This window comes from Streptomyces sp. LARHCF249 (assembly GCF_052871255.1).
In genome coordinates, this window is the sequence record NZ_JBIXJQ010000002.1 from 717,680 (window position 1) to 735,058 (window position 17,379).

12 protein-coding genes and 1 pseudogene are annotated in these 17,379 nt (G+C 72.8%); 5 read left to right on the plus strand and 8 right to left on the minus strand.

The annotated features are described in order from the left end of the window. Positions 1-23: 23 nt before the first annotated feature. Together lpdA and ACIPUC_RS08110 are read right to left on the minus strand one after the other, a co-directional pair. Complete coding sequence (gene lpdA, locus ACIPUC_RS08105) at positions 24-1,412, minus strand: dihydrolipoyl dehydrogenase (RefSeq protein WP_446587501.1); 1,389 nt, start codon at positions 1,410-1,412, stop codon at positions 24-26. A 300-nt stretch (positions 1,413-1,712) separates the two neighbouring features. Next, a complete protein-coding gene (locus ACIPUC_RS08110; protein ID WP_446587503.1) occupies positions 1,713-3,254 on the minus strand; it encodes a leucyl aminopeptidase in 1,542 nt (513 codons plus the stop codon). A 345-nt stretch (positions 3,255-3,599) separates the two neighbouring features. On the opposite strand from ACIPUC_RS08110, the gene ACIPUC_RS08115 reads away from it, so the two are divergent. The 5 genes from ACIPUC_RS08115 to ACIPUC_RS08135 all read left to right on the plus strand — a co-directional run bounded on the left by ACIPUC_RS08115 (position 3,600) and on the right by ACIPUC_RS08135 (position 10,339). Continuing rightward, entirely contained in the window at positions 3,600-5,627 is a 2,028-nt protein-coding gene (locus tag ACIPUC_RS08115) for a hypothetical protein (RefSeq protein WP_446587505.1), read from the plus strand. Between the two features lie 101 nt (positions 5,628-5,728). Continuing rightward, positions 5,729-7,297: a GT4 family glycosyltransferase PelF gene (gene pelF / locus ACIPUC_RS08120; RefSeq protein ID WP_446587507.1), complete on the plus strand. Its 1,569-nt coding sequence runs from the start codon at positions 5,729-5,731 to the stop codon at positions 7,295-7,297. Then, positions 7,294-8,817 carry a hypothetical protein gene (locus tag ACIPUC_RS08125; RefSeq protein ID WP_446587508.1) on the plus strand — a complete coding sequence of 508 codons (1,524 nt, stop codon included), beginning with the start codon at positions 7,294-7,296 and terminating at the stop codon, positions 8,815-8,817. Before pelF ends, ACIPUC_RS08125 begins: the two co-directional genes overlap by 4 nt. Positions 8,818-8,873: 56 nt before the next feature. Next, complete coding sequence (locus ACIPUC_RS08130) at positions 8,874-9,524, plus strand: spherulation-specific family 4 protein (RefSeq protein WP_446587510.1); 651 nt, start codon at positions 8,874-8,876, stop codon at positions 9,522-9,524. Further along, positions 9,521-10,339 (plus strand): endo alpha-1,4 polygalactosaminidase, encoded by an 819-nt coding sequence (locus ACIPUC_RS08135; RefSeq protein WP_446587512.1) that lies wholly within the window; start codon positions 9,521-9,523, stop codon positions 10,337-10,339. The genes ACIPUC_RS08130 and ACIPUC_RS08135 overlap by 4 nt, the downstream gene beginning before the upstream one ends. A 50-nt stretch (positions 10,340-10,389) precedes the next feature. Here ACIPUC_RS08135 and ACIPUC_RS08140 read toward each other — a convergent pair whose 3' ends face one another. The 6 genes and pseudogenes from ACIPUC_RS08140 to ACIPUC_RS08165 form a co-directional block, all read right to left on the minus strand. After that, on the minus strand, positions 10,390-11,568 hold the full coding sequence (locus ACIPUC_RS08140; RefSeq protein WP_446587680.1) for a sensor histidine kinase: 1,179 nt from the start codon (positions 11,566-11,568) through the stop codon (positions 10,390-10,392). 85 nt (positions 11,569-11,653) lie between these two features. Beyond that, positions 11,654-12,168 (minus strand): annotated as a pseudogene (locus ACIPUC_RS08145) (hypothetical protein). Then, positions 12,165-14,057 (minus strand): phosphatidylglycerol lysyltransferase domain-containing protein, encoded by a 1,893-nt coding sequence (locus tag ACIPUC_RS08150; RefSeq protein WP_446587514.1) that lies wholly within the window; start codon positions 14,055-14,057, stop codon positions 12,165-12,167. Before ACIPUC_RS08150 ends, ACIPUC_RS08145 begins: the two are co-directional and overlap by 4 nt. Positions 14,058-14,140: 83 nt before the next feature. Continuing rightward, on the minus strand, positions 14,141-15,205 hold the full coding sequence (cobT, locus tag ACIPUC_RS08155; RefSeq protein WP_446587516.1) for a nicotinate-nucleotide--dimethylbenzimidazole phosphoribosyltransferase: 1,065 nt from the start codon (positions 15,203-15,205) through the stop codon (positions 14,141-14,143). A 33-nt stretch (positions 15,206-15,238) separates the two neighbouring features. After that, positions 15,239-16,159, minus strand: coding sequence for a DMT family transporter (locus ACIPUC_RS08160; RefSeq protein WP_446587518.1), 921 nt, complete (start codon positions 16,157-16,159; stop codon positions 15,239-15,241). 13 nt (positions 16,160-16,172) lie between these two features. Beyond that, entirely contained in the window at positions 16,173-17,378 is a 1,206-nt protein-coding gene (locus ACIPUC_RS08165) for a bifunctional adenosylcobinamide kinase/adenosylcobinamide-phosphate guanylyltransferase (RefSeq protein WP_446587519.1), read from the minus strand. Between the last annotated feature and the right edge of the window lies 1 nt (position 17,379).

Genomic DNA, 17,379 nt, shown 5'->3' on the forward strand with positions numbered 1-17,379 from the left:
AGTGGTCGTCGCGCCCGTGACGATTAGTCGTGGGAGTGAAGCGGCTTGCCGGCGAGGGCCAGGTGGGCCTCGCCCATCGCTTCGTTCTGGGTCGGGTGCGCGTGGATGAGCTGCGCGACCTCGGCCGGCAGAGCCTCCCAGTTGTAGATCAGCTGGGCCTCGCCGACCTGCTCGCCCATCCGGTCACCGACCATGTGGACGCCGACCACGGCACCGTCCTTGACCTGGACGAGCTTGATCTCGCCCGCGGTCTTGAGGATCTTGCTCTTGCCGTTGCCCGCGAGGTTGTACTTCAGGGCCACGACCTTGTCCGCGCCGTAGATCTCCTTGGCCTTGGCCTCGGTGATGCCGACGGACGCGACCTCGGGGTGGCAGTAGGTGACGCGCGGGACACCGTCGTAGTCGATCGGGACGGTCTTGAGACCGGCCAGACGCTCCGCGACCAGGATGCCCTCGGCGAAGCCGACGTGCGCGAGCTGGAGGGTCGGGACGAGGTCGCCGACGGCCGAGATGGTCGGCACGTTGGTCTGCATGTACTCGTCGACCAGGACGTAGCCGCGGTCCATCGCGACGCCCTGCTCCTCGTAGCCCAGGCCCTGCGAGACCGGACCGCGGCCGACCGCGACCAGGAGCACCTCGGCCTCGAAGGTCTTGCCGTCGGCCAGCGTCACGCGGACGCCGTTCTCCGTGTACTCGGCCTTGTCGAAGAAGGTGCCGAGGTTGAACTTGATGCCCCGCTTGCGGAACGCGCGCTCCAGCAGCTTCGAGCTGTTCTCGTCCTCGACCGGGACGAGGTGCTTGAGGCCCTCGATCACGGTGACGTCGGAGCCGAAGGACTTCCACGCCGAGGCGAACTCGACGCCGATGACGCCGCCGCCCAGGACGATCGCGGACTCGGGCACGCGGTCCAGGACCAGCGCGTGGTCCGAGGAGATGATGCGGTTGCCGTCGATGTTCAGGCCCGGCAGCGACTTCGGCACGGAGCCGGTCGCCAGCAGGATGTGGCGGCCCTGGATGCGCTGGCCGTTCACGTCGACGGAAGTCGGCGAGGAGAGGCGGCCCTCACCCTCGATGTAGGTCACCTTGCGGGAGGCGACCAGGCCCTGCAGGCCCTTGTACAGGCCCGAGATGACCTCGTCCTTGTACTTGTGGACACCCGCGATGTCGATGCCCTCGAAAGAGGTCTTGACACCGAACTGGGCGGCTTCACGAGCCTGGTCCGCGATCTCGCCCGCGTGCAGCAGAGCCTTCGTGGGGATGCAGCCGTTGTGCAGGCAGGTGCCGCCGAGCTTGTTCTTCTCGATCAGGGCAACGTCCAGACCCAGCTGGGATGCGCGCAGAGCCGCGGCGTAACCGCCACTGCCACCGCCGAGGATCACTAGGTCGAAAACGGTGCTGGCGTCGTTCGCCACGTCACGTCCTCCATGCATGTGCGCCGGGCACCGGTCCTCTGTGACCGGGCGGCGGCTGGTAATCGGCCGCTAGTTCTTCGGCCCTGTGGTGGGGGCCCTGTCCTGCCGAGAACCCATCTTCGCATTTGTCGGCGGAACGCGGGACGCCGGGCCCACGATGTGGCAGGTCGTTCTGCCCCGAGCGAGGGTTACCAGTGCGTAGAAACCTACGGATTTCGTTGTCGGTGAACATGCCTCAAGCCTTGATCAAGTGAATGACCAAGGCTTGAGGCATGTCACATCCGGTGCTACGGGGCTACATCAGCCCAGGTCGCCGGTGGCGGTGCGCTCGGCCAGCCGCACCAGGGTGCGCACGGCGGAGCCGGTGCCGCCCTTGGGCGTGTAGCCGAACGGCGCGCCCTCGTGGAAGGCCGGGCCGGCGATGTCGAGGTGGGCCCAGGTGATGCCCTCGCCGACGAACTCCTTGAGGAAGAGGCCGGCCACCAGGCCGCCGCCCATGCGCTCGCCCATGTTCGCGATGTCTGCGGTGGGGGAGTCGATGGACTTGCGCAGCTCGGCGGGGAGCGGCATCGGCCACGAGGACTCGCCGACCTCCTCGGCGATCTCGTGGACCGAGGTACGGAAGGCGTCGTCGTTCGACATGATGGCGAAGGTGCGGTTGCCCAGGGCCACCATCATCGCGCCGGTCAGGGTGGCGACGTCGACGATCGCGTCCGGGTTCTCCTCGGAGGCCCGGGTCAGCGCGTCACCGAGGACCAGGCGGCCCTCGGCGTCCGTGTTGAGGACCTCGACGGTCTTGCCGCTGTACATGCGCAGCACGTCGCCGGGCTTGGTGGCGGAGCCGGAGGGCATGTTCTCGGCGAGCGCGAGCCAGCCGGTGACGTTGACCTGCAGGCCCAGCTTCGCGGCCGCGACCACGGAGGCGAAGACGGCGGCGGCGCCGGCCATGTCGCACTTCATCGTCTCGTTGTGGCCGGCCGGCTTCAGGGAGATGCCGCCCGAGTCGTAGGTGATGCCCTTGCCGACGAAGGCCAGGGTCTTCTCCGCCTTGGGGTGGGTGTAGGAGAGCTTCACCAGGCGGGGCGGGTTCTGCGAGCCCTTGCCGACGCCCATGATGCCGCCGAAGCCGCCCTTGACGAGCGCCTTCTCGTCCAGGACCTGGACCTTGACGCCGTGCTCCTTCGCGGTCGCGGAGGCGACGGCGGCGAAGGCCTCGGGGGTGAGGTCGTTCGGCGGGGTGTTGACCAGGTCGCGAGCGATGTTGACCTCGGTCGCGACGACCGTGGCGCGCTCGGCCGCGGCCTTGTGCTCCTTGTCGCGCGGCTTGGCGCCGAGCAGGGCGATCTCGGCGAGCGGCAGCTTGGGGCCGCCGTTCTTGTCGGTGTTCTTGGAGGTCTTGGTCTCGCCGCCCTGGTAGGCGGTGAAGGTGTACGCGCCCAGCAGCGCGCCCTCGGCGACGGCGGTGACGGCGGAGGCGTCGTCCAGGGGGAGGGCGAAGGCGGCCTTCTTGGAGCCGTGCAGGGCACGGGCGGCGGCGCCGGCGGCGCGGCGCAGCACCTCCTCGTCGAACGACTCGTCCTTCTCGGGGACCGAGCCGAGCCCGACCGCCAGCACGACCGGGACCTTCAGGCCCGCCGGGGCCGGCAGCTTGGTGATCTCGCCTTCGGCGCCCGAGGCGCCGACCGCGTCGAGCACGGCGGCGAGCTTTCCGTCGTACGCCTTGTCCACGGCCTCGGCGCCCGCGGCGACAACCGGGCCCTTGGGGCCCTTGGCGACACCGACGACGAGGGCGTCGGCGCGCAGCGTCGCCGCGCCGGCAGTGCTGAGAGTCAGAGCAGTCACGGTGGTGAAGTCTCGCTTCCGTTTGTGTGTGTGGGCCGAGTGGGTGGACGGCCATCCGTGGCGATCGTATTCCGGCCCGACGGCTGCCGGAAAAGAGCCTACGCGTACGCACTCTGCCGTACGTCACTCGAAGGTTTGTCAAGTTGTTCGATCAAGATGCCGGGAGATTCACCCATCTGTGGACTCTGCTCCAGGTTTGCCTTGTAGACCTGACGAGGTCCGAAAGACTCGGTCCACTCTCGCAAGGGGACGCGGGGTTCCTTTGCATCATTTCCACAGAGCCTCCCCGGTCCGGCCGACCGCCATGGGCCGAGCCGAGGGATGCCTGCGGGGGGAAAGGCCGAAATGGTCAACAAGAACCGGATGAACAGGCTCGCCGCCGCCATGGCCGCGGCAGCCCTGGTATCCGTGGCAGCACCCGCCGCGACCGCCCAGGCGGCCACGGCGCCGCGCATCGACCTGAAGGTGCTGGTCGTCGACGACGGCGGCAGCTCGGTCGAGGCGATCACCGCGGAACTCCGCGACACCGGAGTTCCGTACACCCGTGTCCAACTGGGCAGCAGCGGCCGCCCGGTCATCAACGCGGGCTTCCTCAGCGACACGGTGGACGGCCGTCCCCGCGCCAAGTACCAGGGCGTGGTCCTGCCGAACGAGAACCCCTTCGGCGAGGGCTCGGCCGAGATGGCCGCGCTCACCGCGTACGAGACGGCGTACGGGGTCCGCCAGGTCGACGCCTACACCTGGGCCCACCCGGGCGTCGGCCTCGAGTACACCGACAACGGCGGCTACAGCGGCCAGCTCGACGGCACCCGGGCCGCGGTCACCGCGGCCGGCAAGACGGGGCCGTTCGGCTACCTCGGCGGACAAGTCGCCTTCGAGGACAACTCCGCGCTCGTTCCAGAGAGTTTCGGGTTCATGGGCAAGCCGCGGGCCGGCTACACCAGCTACCTCGACGCCCCGGTCGGCTCCGGACGGGCCTCGCTCGTCGGCGAGTACACCCACGACGGGCGCAGCGAGCTCGTCGTCACCTTCGGCTACAACCAGTACCAGCAGCAGTTCCGGCTGCTGGCGCGCGGCATCGTCGACTGGCTCACCCAGGGGGTCCACCTCGGCCAGAGCCGCAGCTACTTCGCGGTCCACGTCGACGACGTCTTCGCGCCGGACGCCCGCTGGAACAAGGAGCTCAACTGCACGCCCGGCGACTACGCCTGCCCCGGCGGCGAGGGCAAGGAGAGCACCATCCGGATGACCGCCGCCGACGCCGTCTACGCGGCGCAGTGGCAGACGTCCAAGGACTTCAAGCTCGACATGCTCTTCAACGCGGGCGCCGGCGAGGAGTGGAAGGCGGAGAACGGCGGCACCGACGCCCTCACCGCCCAGCTCGTCGCCGACCGGGCCAAGTACCGCTGGATGAACCACACCTACACGCACCCCTTCCTCGGCTGCGTCCAGGACACCACCACCATCCCCTGGTCCTGCGTCAAGAACGCCCAGGGCGCCGTCCAGTACATGAGCCGTGCGGAGATCTCCGCGCAGATCCGCGACAACAACAACTGGGCCGCCCTCAAGGGCATCACCACCGACCGGACCGAGCTCGTCACCGGCGAGCACTCGGGCCTCAAGACCAACCCGCAGCAGCCCCAGGACAACCCCAACCTGGCGGGCGCGCTCGCCGACAACGGCGTGAAGTGGGCGGGCAGCGACAACTCCCGCGAACCCGCGCAGCGGGCGGTCGGCGCCGCCCTGACCGTGCCCCGCCACCCGATGAACGTGTACTACAACACGGGCACCAACGCGGAGATGGCCGACGAGTACAACTGGATCTACACCAGCCGCGCACACGGCGGCAGCGGCATCTGCGAGGACAACCCGGCGACCTCCACCTGCCTGCCGGCCCCGGTGGACGCCGCCACCGGCTACCTGGACACCATCGTCCCCCAGGAGGCGCGGACCGCACTGCGCCACGTCCTGGCCAACGACCCGCGCCCGCACTACGTGCACCAGTCCAACCTCGCCGAGGACCGCACCCTCTACCCGGTGCTCAACCAGGTCCTCGACACCTACCGGTCCCTCTACGCGCCCAGCGCCCCGATCGTCAACCAGACGATGAGGGAAGCCGGCGTCGAGCTCGGCCGCCGCGCCGCCTGGGACAAGGCCCTCGCCGAGGGCAGGGTCACGGCCTACCGGATCGGCACCACCGTCACCGTCAAGGCGCCCTCCGGAGTCGTCGCTCCGGTCACCGCCCCCAACGGCACCAAGAAGCAACTCCTGCTCGGCACCGCCGACTTCGGCACCGCCTACGCCGGCACCCGCTCCACCTGGGCCGGACCCGAACTGCTCCAGAGCGCCGTCACGCTCAAGCTGCCCGCCTGACCGTACGGGCCTTCCGCAAGCCGAGTAACGAGCAACACGAGCGCCGGCGCTCCGCGAACCACGGGCGCCGGCCCCTTTCACGTCCTGGGGGGACACACCGCATGAGCCATGGGCGCCATGTCACCATGCTCACCGAAGGCACCTACCCGCACGTCCACGGGGGCGTCAGCACCTGGTGCGACCAGCTGGTCCGCGGTATGCCGGAGGTCGACTTCAACGTCATAGCCCTGACCGGCTCCGGACGCGAGCCGGTCACCTGGGAACTGCCGCGCAACGTGTACCGGCACACCTCCGTACCGCTCTGGGGGGCTGCCCCCGCACGAGGCCGCCGGACCGCCCTGCGGGGCAAGGACCGCCGCCGCTTCACCGAGGTCTACGAAACCTTTCTGCTCTCCCTGCTCGAACCTCCCCCGGCCACCGCCGCCGGCACCCCCGGACAGGGGCCGGCCGGTGACGCGTTCTCCACGGCCCTGCGCGAACTGGCCCTCCTCGCCCGCGCCGGCCGCCTCGCCCCGGCCCTGCGCTCCGAGTCCGTGCTCCGCCTGCTGATGACGGTGTGGACCCGCCCCGGCCTGAGCACCGCCGCCGCCGCACCCACCATCCACGACGCGCTCACCGCCACCGACCTGCTGGAACACGCGCTGCGCCCGCTCTCCGTGCGGATCCCGCCCGACAGCGTCGCGCACGCCGTCAGCAGCGGCCTCGCCACCCTCCCGGCCCTCGCCGCCAAGTACCTCGACGAGGTGCCCTTCCTCCTCACCGAGCACGGCATCTACCTGCGCGAGCGCTACCTCGGCTACCGCTCGGCCGCCCAGCGCTGGCCCGTCAAGGCCCTCATGCTCGGCTTCTACCGCGAGCTCAACACCGAGGGGTACCGGCAGGCGGACCTGATCACCCCCTGCAACCAGTACAACCGCCGCTGGGAGGAGCGCGGAGGCGCCGCCTCCGATCGGATCCGCACCGTGTACAACGGCGTCGACCCGCACGCCTTCCCCGAAGCCGGCCCCGAACCCGAGGTGCCCACCCTCAGCTGGTGCGGCCGCATCGACCCCATCAAAGACCTCGAAACCCTCGTCCGGGCCTACGCCTTCATGCGCGAGGAGCTGCCCGCGCTGCGGCTGCGCCTGTTCGGACCGGTCCCGGCCGGCTGCGAGGAGTACAAGCTCCGGCTGGAGAAGCTCGCCGCCGACCTGGGCGTCACCGACGGCATCTCGTACGAGGGCCGCATCGAGCAGGTCGCCCGGGCCTACGCGGCCGGCAGCATCGTGATGCTCTCCTCCATCAGCGAGGGCTTCCCCTTCAGCATCATCGAGGCCATGTCCTGCGGCCGCACCACCGTCTCCACCGACGTGGGCGGGGTCCGCGAGGCCGTCGGGGACACCGGCCTGGTCGTCCCGCCGCGCGAGCCCGAGACCATGGCCCGCGCCGCCCTCGCCCTGCTCCGCGACGACGAACGGCGCGCCGAGCTCGGCCGGGCGGCCCGCAAACGGGTGGTGGAGAAGTTCACCCTGCACCAGTCCGTGGACGGCTTCCGGCACATCTACCGGGGCCTCGCCCATGAGAAGCGTGCAGGCCGGCCCATCCTGCCCGTCCGCGCCGGCGACGAGTGGGGCCGGCGGATCGCCGACCCCTGGTACCGCGAACTCGCGGCCGACGGGAGCATGTGGTGAGCGGATCCCTCTGGCTGAAGGCCCCGGGCGGGGACACCCTGCCCGCGATCCCCCGGCCGCGCCGCGGCAGCCCCGCCGCCGACCCCATGGACGAACTCGCCGAGCGCCTGGACCCGTTCATCGCCGCAGCCGTCCACCCCGACGAGATCGCCGCCGTCCTCGAATCCGACGGCATGACCGACGAGTACATCCGGCTCACCTACGGCCGCCACGACTCCTTCGCACTCGCCGAGGAGCTCTACGCCCGGGTGCCCCGCTCCTTCCCGGAGCCCGAGGACACCCCCGACCCCTGGAAGGTGCCCCTCACCGCCTGCCTCCTGCGCGGGGTGATCTTCGCCCTGCCCGGACTCGCGTACCTGCTCGGCGCGCCCCTGCTCGACGGCCCGCCCGACCGCCTCGGCCTGCCCGCCGGCACCCTGACCCTGCTCGCCGGAGCGCTGATCGGCTGGGTCTGGGACCAGACCCTCTCCCACCGGGCCTACTCCTGGCTCGGGCTCGGCGACCGGGCCGCCGCCGGGCGGACCCTGCTCGCCGGGGCCCCCGCCGGATCCCTGCTGGGCACCGCCGCCGCGCTGGCCGTGCCCGGCGGACCGCCCTTCTCGTACGCCTTCGCCGCCGGCCAGGCCGTCTACGTCGGAGCCGCCACCGTCCTGCTCGTCCTCGGCCGCGAGCGGGTGCTGCTCGCCGCCCTCGGCCCGATGGCCGCCGGGGCCCTGCTCGTGCTCTTCGTGGACCTTCCCGTACCGGTACGGATGACCCTGCTCGGCGTGTCCCTGCTGACCGCATGCACCCTGGCCGTACGGGAGCTCCCGCTGGCCGAGGGGACCCGGGCGGCCGCCGCCCGGGTCCGGGGCTGGTGGATCCGCAGGCCCGGAACCGGCCCGGTGCGCTGGCGGATGCTGCGCGGCGCCGAGGAGGAGCACGTGGTGCGCGGCCCCCGGCTCGGGGACTCCGTCCCGTACGGGGTCTTCGGCCTCGGCACCGGCCTGCTCGTGCTGTACGCCGCCCTCGGCGAGGTGCTCGCCGGGGGGCCGGCCGAGGCCGTCGCCGCCCCGTCGGCGGTGGCCCTCACCCTCAGCATGGGTCCCGCCGAATGGCTGCTGCACCGGTTCCGCAGCGGCAGCCTCGCCGGGCTCCGGGCGGCCCGCTCCCCCCGGTCCTTCCGGCGGCGGATGCTCGCCACGCTGGCCCAGTGCCTCGCCGTCTACCTGGTGGTGCTGCTCGCCCTGGGGCTGGCCGGCACCCTGCTCTGGCCGGGCGCCCCGGCCCTCACCGGGGCCCGCGGCGCGACCCTGCTGCTGCTCGGCGCCGTGATGTGGACCGGGCTGCTGCTCCAGTCCTTCGGCGCGGTCCGGCCGGCGGCCGTCGTCTGCGCCTCGGCCGCCGTCGCCCAGAGCCTGGCCCTGCTGACCGGACTGGGGCAGCCCCGGCTGGTCCAGCTGGCGGTGGCGGGCGCGGCCGCCGCGACGCTGGCCGCGCTGGTCTGCCTGCTGCTGGGCCGCGCGACGGCGCACCGCTGATGTCCCGGCCGCCGATGCCTCCGCCGATACCCGCGACCCCGTACGAGAGGGACCCCATGCTGCTGGTGCCGCTCTACGAGCACCCCGCCGACCGGCCCGAGGAGTGGGAACTGCTGATCCGCTCCGCCGGGCGGCTGCACTCCGTGGTGCTCAACCCCGACAGCGGGCCGGGCCGGGCCCCCGACGAACGGTTCGCCGCCGTCGCCGGGCGACTGCGGGCCGCCGGGGTACCCGTCCTCGGCTACGTCGACACCGACTACGGGCGGCGCCCGCACGCGGAGGTCGTCCAGGACCTGCTGCGCCACCGCGACTGGTACGAGGCCGACGGCGCCTTCCTCGACCAGGCCTCCGCCGATCCCGCACTGCTGCCCCACTACGGGCGGCTCGCCGTCGCCGCCCGGGCGGCGGGCGCCCGTACCCTCGTCCTGAACCACGGCGTCCACCCGCACCCCGGGTACGCCGGGCTCGCCGACCTGCTCGTCACCTTCGAGGGCCCGTGGGACGCCTACCGGGACGCGGCCACCGCGCCGCCCTGGACCGCCGACCATCCCGCCCAGCGGTTCTGCCACCTCGTGTACGCCGTCCCGCCGGACGCCCCCGCAGCCGAACTCGCCCAGGAGCGGCGGGCGGGGGTGCACTGCGCGGTCCCCGGGACCGGCGCACATCCGTGGGGAACCCTCCCGTACGCCCTGGAGGCAGCCGGATGAAGCGTTTCGCCACCCTGCTGGTCGCGGCTCTGCTGCTGCTCACCGCCTGCACCGCGGAGCCGCCGGACGACGGCGAGGACGAGCCGTACCCGTGGCCCGAGCAGGCGCCGGGGGAGCGGTGGCGGCCCCCGCCGGGCGTGGGCTGGCAGTGGCAGCTCACCGGGAAGCTCGACATGTCGGTGAAGGCGCCCGTGTACGACGTGGACGGGTTCACCACCGCCAAGGAGCAGGTCGCCGCCCTGAAGAAGGCCGGCCGCAAGACCATCTGCTACCTGTCCACGGGCGCCTGGGAGGACTTCCGGCCCGACGCGGAGGCCTTCCCGGCATCGATGATCGGGAAGGGCAACGGCTGGGAGGGCGAGCGCTGGCTGGACATCCGGCGGCTGACCGAGCTGGAACCGCTGATCGCCAAACGGTTCGACATGTGCCGGGACAAGGGCTTCGACGCCGTGGAGCCCGACAACATGGACGCCTACCGCAACACGTCGGGCTTCCCGCTCACCGCCGAGGACCAGCTGCGCTACAACCGGCTGATCGCGAAGCTCGCCCACGACCGGGGCCTGGCGGTCGGCCTGAAGAACGACCTCGACCAGATCCCGCAGCTCGTCGGCGACTTCGACTTCGCGGTCAACGAGCAGTGCGCGGAGTACCGCGAGTGCGAGCGGCTGACGCCGTTCATCGAAGCCGGCAAGGCCGTGTTCCACGTGGAGTACGAACTGCCGGCGTCCCGGTTCTGCGACCGCTCGCGCGAACTGAAGCTGAGCTCTCTGCAGAAGCGGTACGACCTGGACGCGTGGCGCCGCGCCTGCCACTAGGCCGTCGCTTCGGCCGGGCGAAATCCAGCCTCGCCGGCGAGGCTGAACGGCTAGGCCACCGGCAGGATCGCGTGCACCCGGTACCCGCCCCCGTAGCGGGGCCCCGCGAAGCAGGTCCCGCCCAGGGCTCCGGTGCGCTCGCGCATGCCGAGCAGGCCGTGGCCGCCGCCGGGCTCCGCCGGGTCGGGCGAGGAGTCCGCGGAGTCGCCGCCGTCGTCGAGCACCGTCACCTCCACCGAGGGACCCACCCGCACCACGCTGACCTCCGCCCGGGCGCCCGGGCCCGCGTGTTTGCGTACGTTGGTCAGCGCTTCCTGGACCACCCGGTACGCCGCCAGGTCCACCGCGGCCGGCAGCGGGCCCGGCGCGGGCCCCAGCTGGACGATGACCTCCACCGGCAGCCCGGCGTGCCGGAAGGTGTCCACCAGCTCGTCCAGGACGGACAGCCCGGGCGCGGGCTCGGTCGGCGCCTCCGGGTCTCCGGACTGCCGCAGCAGCCCGACCGTGGCCCGCAGCTCGTTCAGCGCCGACCGGCTGGCGTCCCGTACGTGGGCCAGCGCCTCCTTGGCCTGGTCCGGCCGCTTGTCCATGACGTGGGCGGCCACCCCCGCCTGGACGTTGACCAGGGCGATGTGGTGGGCCACCACGTCGTGCAGGTCCCGCGCGATCCGCAGCCGCTCCTCGGCGACCCGCCGCCGCGCCTCCTCGTCACGGGTCCGCTCGGCGCGCTCGGCCCGCTCCCGGATGGCGTCGACGAAGGCCCGCCGGCTGCGCACGGCGTCGCCGGCGGCGGCGGCCATCCCGGTCCAGGCGAAGATCCCGATGTTCTCCTGCGCGTACCAGGGCAGCGGCCCGGCGAGCATCGCCACGCCGGTCAGGCCGGCCATGGTGAGCAGCCCGATCCGCCAGGTCGTGGGCCGGTCGGTGGCCGCGGCCACCGTGTACAGGGCGATCACCGTGCACATGGCGACGGGCGCCCGCGGCTCCCCGGTTGTCAGCTCCAGCAGCGAGAGCCCGCAGGTCACGGCGAGCACGGCGCGCGGGTGCCGGCGCCGGAACACCAGGACGGCCGCGCCGAACAGCATCAGCAGCAGCGAGAACGGATCGGGGTTGCGCGTCCCGAAGGTGGGTCCGTGCGGCCCGTGCGGATCGGCGAAGGAGCCGAGGACCATGCTGACGAGCGCCCCGAACGCGAGCACGGCATCGGTGGCGAGCGGGTGGGTCCGCATCCACTGCCGGGTGGGCGCGAACCGCCCGAGGTCTGTCGTCACCCCGATACGGTACGGCCTGCCCCGCGCGGCCCGTCCGGCCGGTTCATCGCGGCCGGGTGTCCAGCGGCGGCGGTCGTCCGCCCAGCGGCGTCCGGGAGCGCTCGGGGCCCCACTTCGCCCGGACCACGCACAGGACCATCACCGCGGCGATGGCCGCCGGGTGCTCCTTGCCCGCCAGGTTGTTCTTGACCAGCACCTCGCCGGCAGACGTAGAGGGCGAGGCCGACCACCGCCGCCGAGGGCCCGGTGTCGTTGACGATCCGGTCGGACGCCGGCAGGTCCTGCGCGGGCACGAACAGCGACAGCGGGTCCGCAGCAGGGCCAGCCAGAGCGGGTCGACGGCCTTGACCGACCCGAGGTTCTGCACCGGCTGGAAGCCCCAGGAGGTGTTCTGCACGATCTGGAAGAGCGAGGTCAGCAGACCGCGCCGATGGTCATCGGGATGGCCCGCCACGTGTCGCGGGCGAGCGCGTCCCGGACGGTCCGGAACAGGGGACCCCATTCGCGCTGGGCGAACCGCCCGGGTGCTGAGGTGTTTCGGGTGCTCCACGCTGTCAACGGCGGGTCTCCAGGTGTCTGCGGTGCAGCCACTTCGGCAGGCCGGGGGCTTCCAGGAAGCCTTCGGCCCGGCCCGCCGCGATACCGATCCGCAGCAGGTCCGAACTCTTCTCGAAGAGCATGAACCGCGGTTCCCAGATCGGCCGGTATTTGGCATTGGCCCGGTAGAGGGACTCGATCTGCCACCAGCGCGAGAAGAAGCTCAGCAGGGAGCGCCACATCCGCAGCACCGGACCGGCGCCGAGCCGGGACCCGCGCTCGAAGACGGACCGGAACATCGCGAAGTTCAGCGAGACCTGGGTGATCCCGATCTCCTTGGAGCGTTCCAGGAGTTCGATGACCATGAACTCCATCAGGCCGTTCTCGGAGTCCCGGTCACGGCGCATCAGGTCCAGGGACAGGCCCTTGGCCCCCCACGGTACGAAGGACAGCACGGCCCGCAGATCGCCGTTGCCGTCGGTGCACTCCAGCATCACGCACTGGCCGTCGCCGGGGTCGCCCAGCCGGCCCAGCGCCATCGAGAAGCCGCGCTCGGTCGCGCCGTCGCGCCAGTCGTCGGCCCGCTCGACCAGCTCGTCCATCTCCTGTGCGGGGATGTCGGCGTGGCGGCGGATCCGTACGGTGTACCCGGCCCGCTTGACGCGGTTGTACGCCTGCCGGACGGTCCGCATGGCGCGGCCCTCCAGGGTGAACTCGGCGGTCTCCACGATCGCCTCGTCGCCGAGCTCCAGCGCGTCCAGCCCGTGCCGCGCGTAGATCTGCCCGGCCTCCTCGCTCGCGCCCATCACCGCCGGCACCCAGCCGTGCTCGCGCGCCTCGGCCAGCCACGGCTCGATGGCGCCGGGCCAGGCCTCGGGGTCGCCGATCGGGTCGCCGGAGGCCAGGGAGACCCCGCCGACGACGCGGTAGGTGACGGCGGCCTTGCCGGTGGGGGACCAGGTGACGGACTTCTCGCGGCGCAGCGCGAAGTAGCCGAGCGAATCGCGGTCCCCCTGCCGGGCGAGCAGCGCGCGCAGCCGCTCCTCGTCGTCCTCGGAGAGGGGGTCGACGGCGCGCCGCGAGCGGAAGGCCGCGAACAGTACGGCGAGCAGCAGGAGCATCGACATCACGTTGACGAAGACGTCCACCCAGCCGGGGGTGTCGATGGTGCTGTACGCCCTGGCGTCCGGGTCCAGGGTGATCAGCCGCATCGCCCCGTACCGCCAGCGGGTCAGGAACGTGGCCCCGGCGCTGTCCGCGGCGGTGTTGGTGGCGCCGACGAGCATGGCCGCGACCAGCGAGGTGACCAGCAGGCCGACGGCGGCGACGACGGTGGCGAGCGCGGGGTTGGAGCGGTCGCCCCTGGCGTAGAACTCCCGGCGGCCCAGCAGCAGGGCGGCGACGAAGGCGGCGGTCAGGCCCAGCGAGACCCAGTTCTGCGGGTGTTCGCGGAACTCCGGATAGCACACCTCGGGACCCCACGAGCAGGGCACGAAGGCCGCGCGGGCGAAGTCGAGCAGCAGCACCCCGCCCAGGACGAGGTTCAGGATCCAGGCGGCCCGCTTGCGGCGGCCCATGGTGACCGCCAGCAGCAGGCAGAAGAGCCCGGAGGCGAAACCGGCCGTGAGCAGGTACGGGGTGTAGAAGTCCGCGGCGTTGTGCCGGCGCAGGTCCTGCCCGAGCGAAACCCACACCGCGCTGAGGAAGTTGACGAAGGTGACGGCCCGCAGGTACCAGACCGCGAACGCGGCGCCGCGCCGCGAACGGGTGCTCCCCCGGCCGGTCTCCCGGCCGCCCCCCGTCCCCTTGCCGGCGGGGTCGCCGCCGGTCTCTTTCCTGCCGGATGCCGGTCGGGGCACCGTGACGGTGCCGCGGCCGGTCTCTGCCCTGCTCAAACGGACCTCTCCCATAAAAATCGATCTTATGGGGCGTTGCCGTCCATAGTGGCCGGCTCCGGGATCGCGGGCTGGTCAGGACCCCGGACCCCGGCGGCTCACTCCGCCGGCTCCTGCGCCGCCTGTTCCGGGAGTTCCGCCGCGAGTGCGGCGGCCGCCTGGACCAGGGGGAGGGCCAGCAGCGCCCCGGTACCTTCTCCCACAGTGACGCCGTGATCGAGCACGGGGTTGAGTGCCATCCGGTCCAGGGCCTTCGACTGGCCGGGCTCACCGCTCGCCTGGCCGGCCAGCCACCAGTCGGGGGCGCGGAACGCGGCCCGCTGGGCCACCAGGCCGCAGGCCGCCGAGACGACGCCGTCGAGGATGACCGGCGTACGGCGCACCGCGCACTGGAGCAGGAAGCCGGTGATGGCGGCCAGGTCGGCCCCGCCCACCGCGGCCAGCAGCGCGATCTGGTCGCCGAGGACCGGCCGGGCCCGGCGCAGCGCGTCGCGGATGGCCGCGCACTTGCGCATCCAGGCCAGGTCGTCGATGGGCAGGCCGCCGCGGCCGGTGACCACCGAGGCGTCGGTTCCGCACAGGGCGGCGACGAGGGTCGCGGCCGCCGTGGTCCCGCCGACGCTGAGGTCGCCGAGGACGACCAGGTCCGTACCGGAGTCGGCCTCCTCGTCGGCGATCTTGATGCCGAGCTCCAGGGCGGCGCGGGCCTCCTCGGGGGTGAGCGCGTCCTCCTTGTCGATCCGGCCGCTGCCGCGCCGCACGCGGTGGCGGACCACGTCCGCGGGGAGCAGCTCGGGGTCGCAGTCGAGCCCGGCGTCGACGATCCGCACGGTGGCGCCGAGCCGGCCGGCGAGGATGGCGACGGGGCTGGACCCGTCCAGCACGCTCCGCACCAGCTCGTGGGCGCTGGACGCGGACCGGGCGGAGACCCCCTCGGAGGCGATCCCGTGGTCGGCGGCGAACAGCACCACGCGGGGGCGCTCGATCGGCGCGACCGGCACCCGGCCCTGCGCGGCGGCGAGCCACTCGGCGAGTTCGTCGAGCCGGCCCAGCGCGCCGGGCGGCACGGCGAGGCGTTCACGGCGTTCCTCGGCGTCACGCCGGACGCCCCCGTCGGGGCGCTCGATCAGATCGGAGAAGTCGTCGAGATTCAGCGTGCTCATCTGCCAGAGAGTACAGCCGGTAAGGCCCTCCCCTCAGGGCCTGTCCTGGGGCCCGTCCGTGGGCCCGTCCCGGTGTCGGCCGGGCCTCAGGGCACCGAGGTGCACGCCTGCCATCACGAGGGGTGCGCCGAGCAGCAGACCCACCGTCAGCTCCTCGTCGTCGAGCCAGGCGGAGAGCATGATCGTGACCACCGGGATGACGACGAAGACGTAGGCCGCGCGGGACGCGCCCCAATGGCGCACCACCACCAGATAGAAGACGAACGTCAGCACCGAGCCCGCCACGACCATGTAGGCCAGCGCCCACCAGGTCGCCGTCCGCTCCGGCAGCCGCCAGGTGTCCCCGACGGCGAAGGAGCCGACGAGCAGCAACGCCGTCGCGGCGCCCATGCCCACCGCGTTCATCGTCACCGGGTGCACCGGCGGCAGGCGGTGCACGAGCACGGTCGCCTCGGCGAAGGACAGCACGGCGCCCAGCATGGCCAGCAGGGACAGCACCGGCACGTCGCCCTGCAGCGGAGCCCGCGAGGCCAGTGCCACCCCGGCGGCCGCGACGAGCGTGCCCAGCAGCGCGGACCTCCGGAAGGATTCCTGACGCTGCGCCACCACCAGCAACAAGGCCACCAGCGGAACCAGGGCCAGCAGCGTCTGGCCCAGACCCGCGTGGATGCGGACCAGCGCGTAGTAGGCCAGGGCGAAGGTCACCCCGAAGTTGAGGATCCCGTACAGCACGGCGCCGGCCAGCGCCCGACCGCGCGGCAGGGCGAGGCGCATGACGGCCATGACCGCCAGCAGCAGCAGCGCGGCCGCCCCGAACCGCACCGACGCGCCCCACAGCGGATCGAGTTCGCGGTTGCTGAACCGCACGCCCACCGCGTTGCCGCCGCCCAGCAGGCAGCACCCGGCGAATGCGGCGAGGCCGGTTCTCTCTCCGCCGAGGCGCGACGGCTCCACGGGATCACCCCAGCTATTCCTTGAGTACGAGCGCCTGCCCCGCGACGACGAGGAGCACGTGCTCGCACTGGCCGGCGACCGTCGCGTTCAGGCGGCCCAGTTCGTCGCGGAAGCGGCGGCCCGAGGCCGTCGCCGGGACGATCCCGGACCCGACCTCGTTGCTGACCAGCACCACCCGGCGGCGGGTCGCGCGTACGGCGGCCACCAGCTCGGCGATCCGGTCGCGCAGCTCGTGCTGCCCGGTCTTGGCCCATACCTCGTCGTCCCAGGCCCCGGCCCGGTCCATCGCGTCCGTCAGCCACAGCGCCAGACAGTCGATCAGCAGCGGCGGACCCGCGTCGGCGAGCAGCGGGACCAGGTCGCAGCTCTCCACGGTCCGCCAGCTCGCGGGCCGCCGCTCCCGGTGCAGCCCGACCCGCTGGGCCCATTCCGCGTCGCCGTCCCGGCTGCCGCCGGTGGCCACGTAGACCACCTCGGGGAAAGCCTCCAGGCGCCGCTCCGCCTCGACGGACTTGCCGGAGCGGGCCCCGCCCAGCACCAGCGTCCGGCGCGGCAGGTCCGGGACCGCGTGGTACTCCCCGACGATCACCGTGCTCCCGTCCGGCACCGCCCGGGCCCCCGCGGCCGCGCACCGGCGCGCCAGCTCCCGGCCGGGCGCGACGTCGTGGTCGAGGTGGACGGCGACCACGTCCGTGGCCGGGCCCACCGCGCCGCTGGCCCGCAGCCGGGCGAGGGCCTCGGGCCGCCCCAGCACATCGGCCAGGACCATGTCGTACGGGCGGTGGCCGGTCCGCCCCTTCGTCCCCGCCGGGGCCCCGCCGGGCGGCAGGTACAGCAGCCGGCCGCCGTCCGGGCCCGTCACCTCGTACCCGGTGCCCGGCGCGTCCATCGGCACCGCCCGCACCCGGTGCCCGGAGATCACCGACAGCTCCCGCCCGTCCGGTACCCGCCCGGCGGCCGGCAGCCCCGGCGGCAGCTCCACGGGGGGCCCGTCGTGCGGGTGGGTCAGCAGGACCTGCCGTACACCGGCCAGCGAATGCCCGGCGCGGGCGCCCGCCAGCACCGCCCCGGGGGTCAGGTCGAGCAGCAGCGCGCCGTCGACGAGGACGGCCGTGGCGGCGCGCGCCCGGGTACCGACGGAGAGCGCGCAGGCCGCACAGGGGCAGCCGGGGCGGGGCAGGCCCTCGGGTGTGCCGGTGCCGAGCAGAGTGAGTTCCACA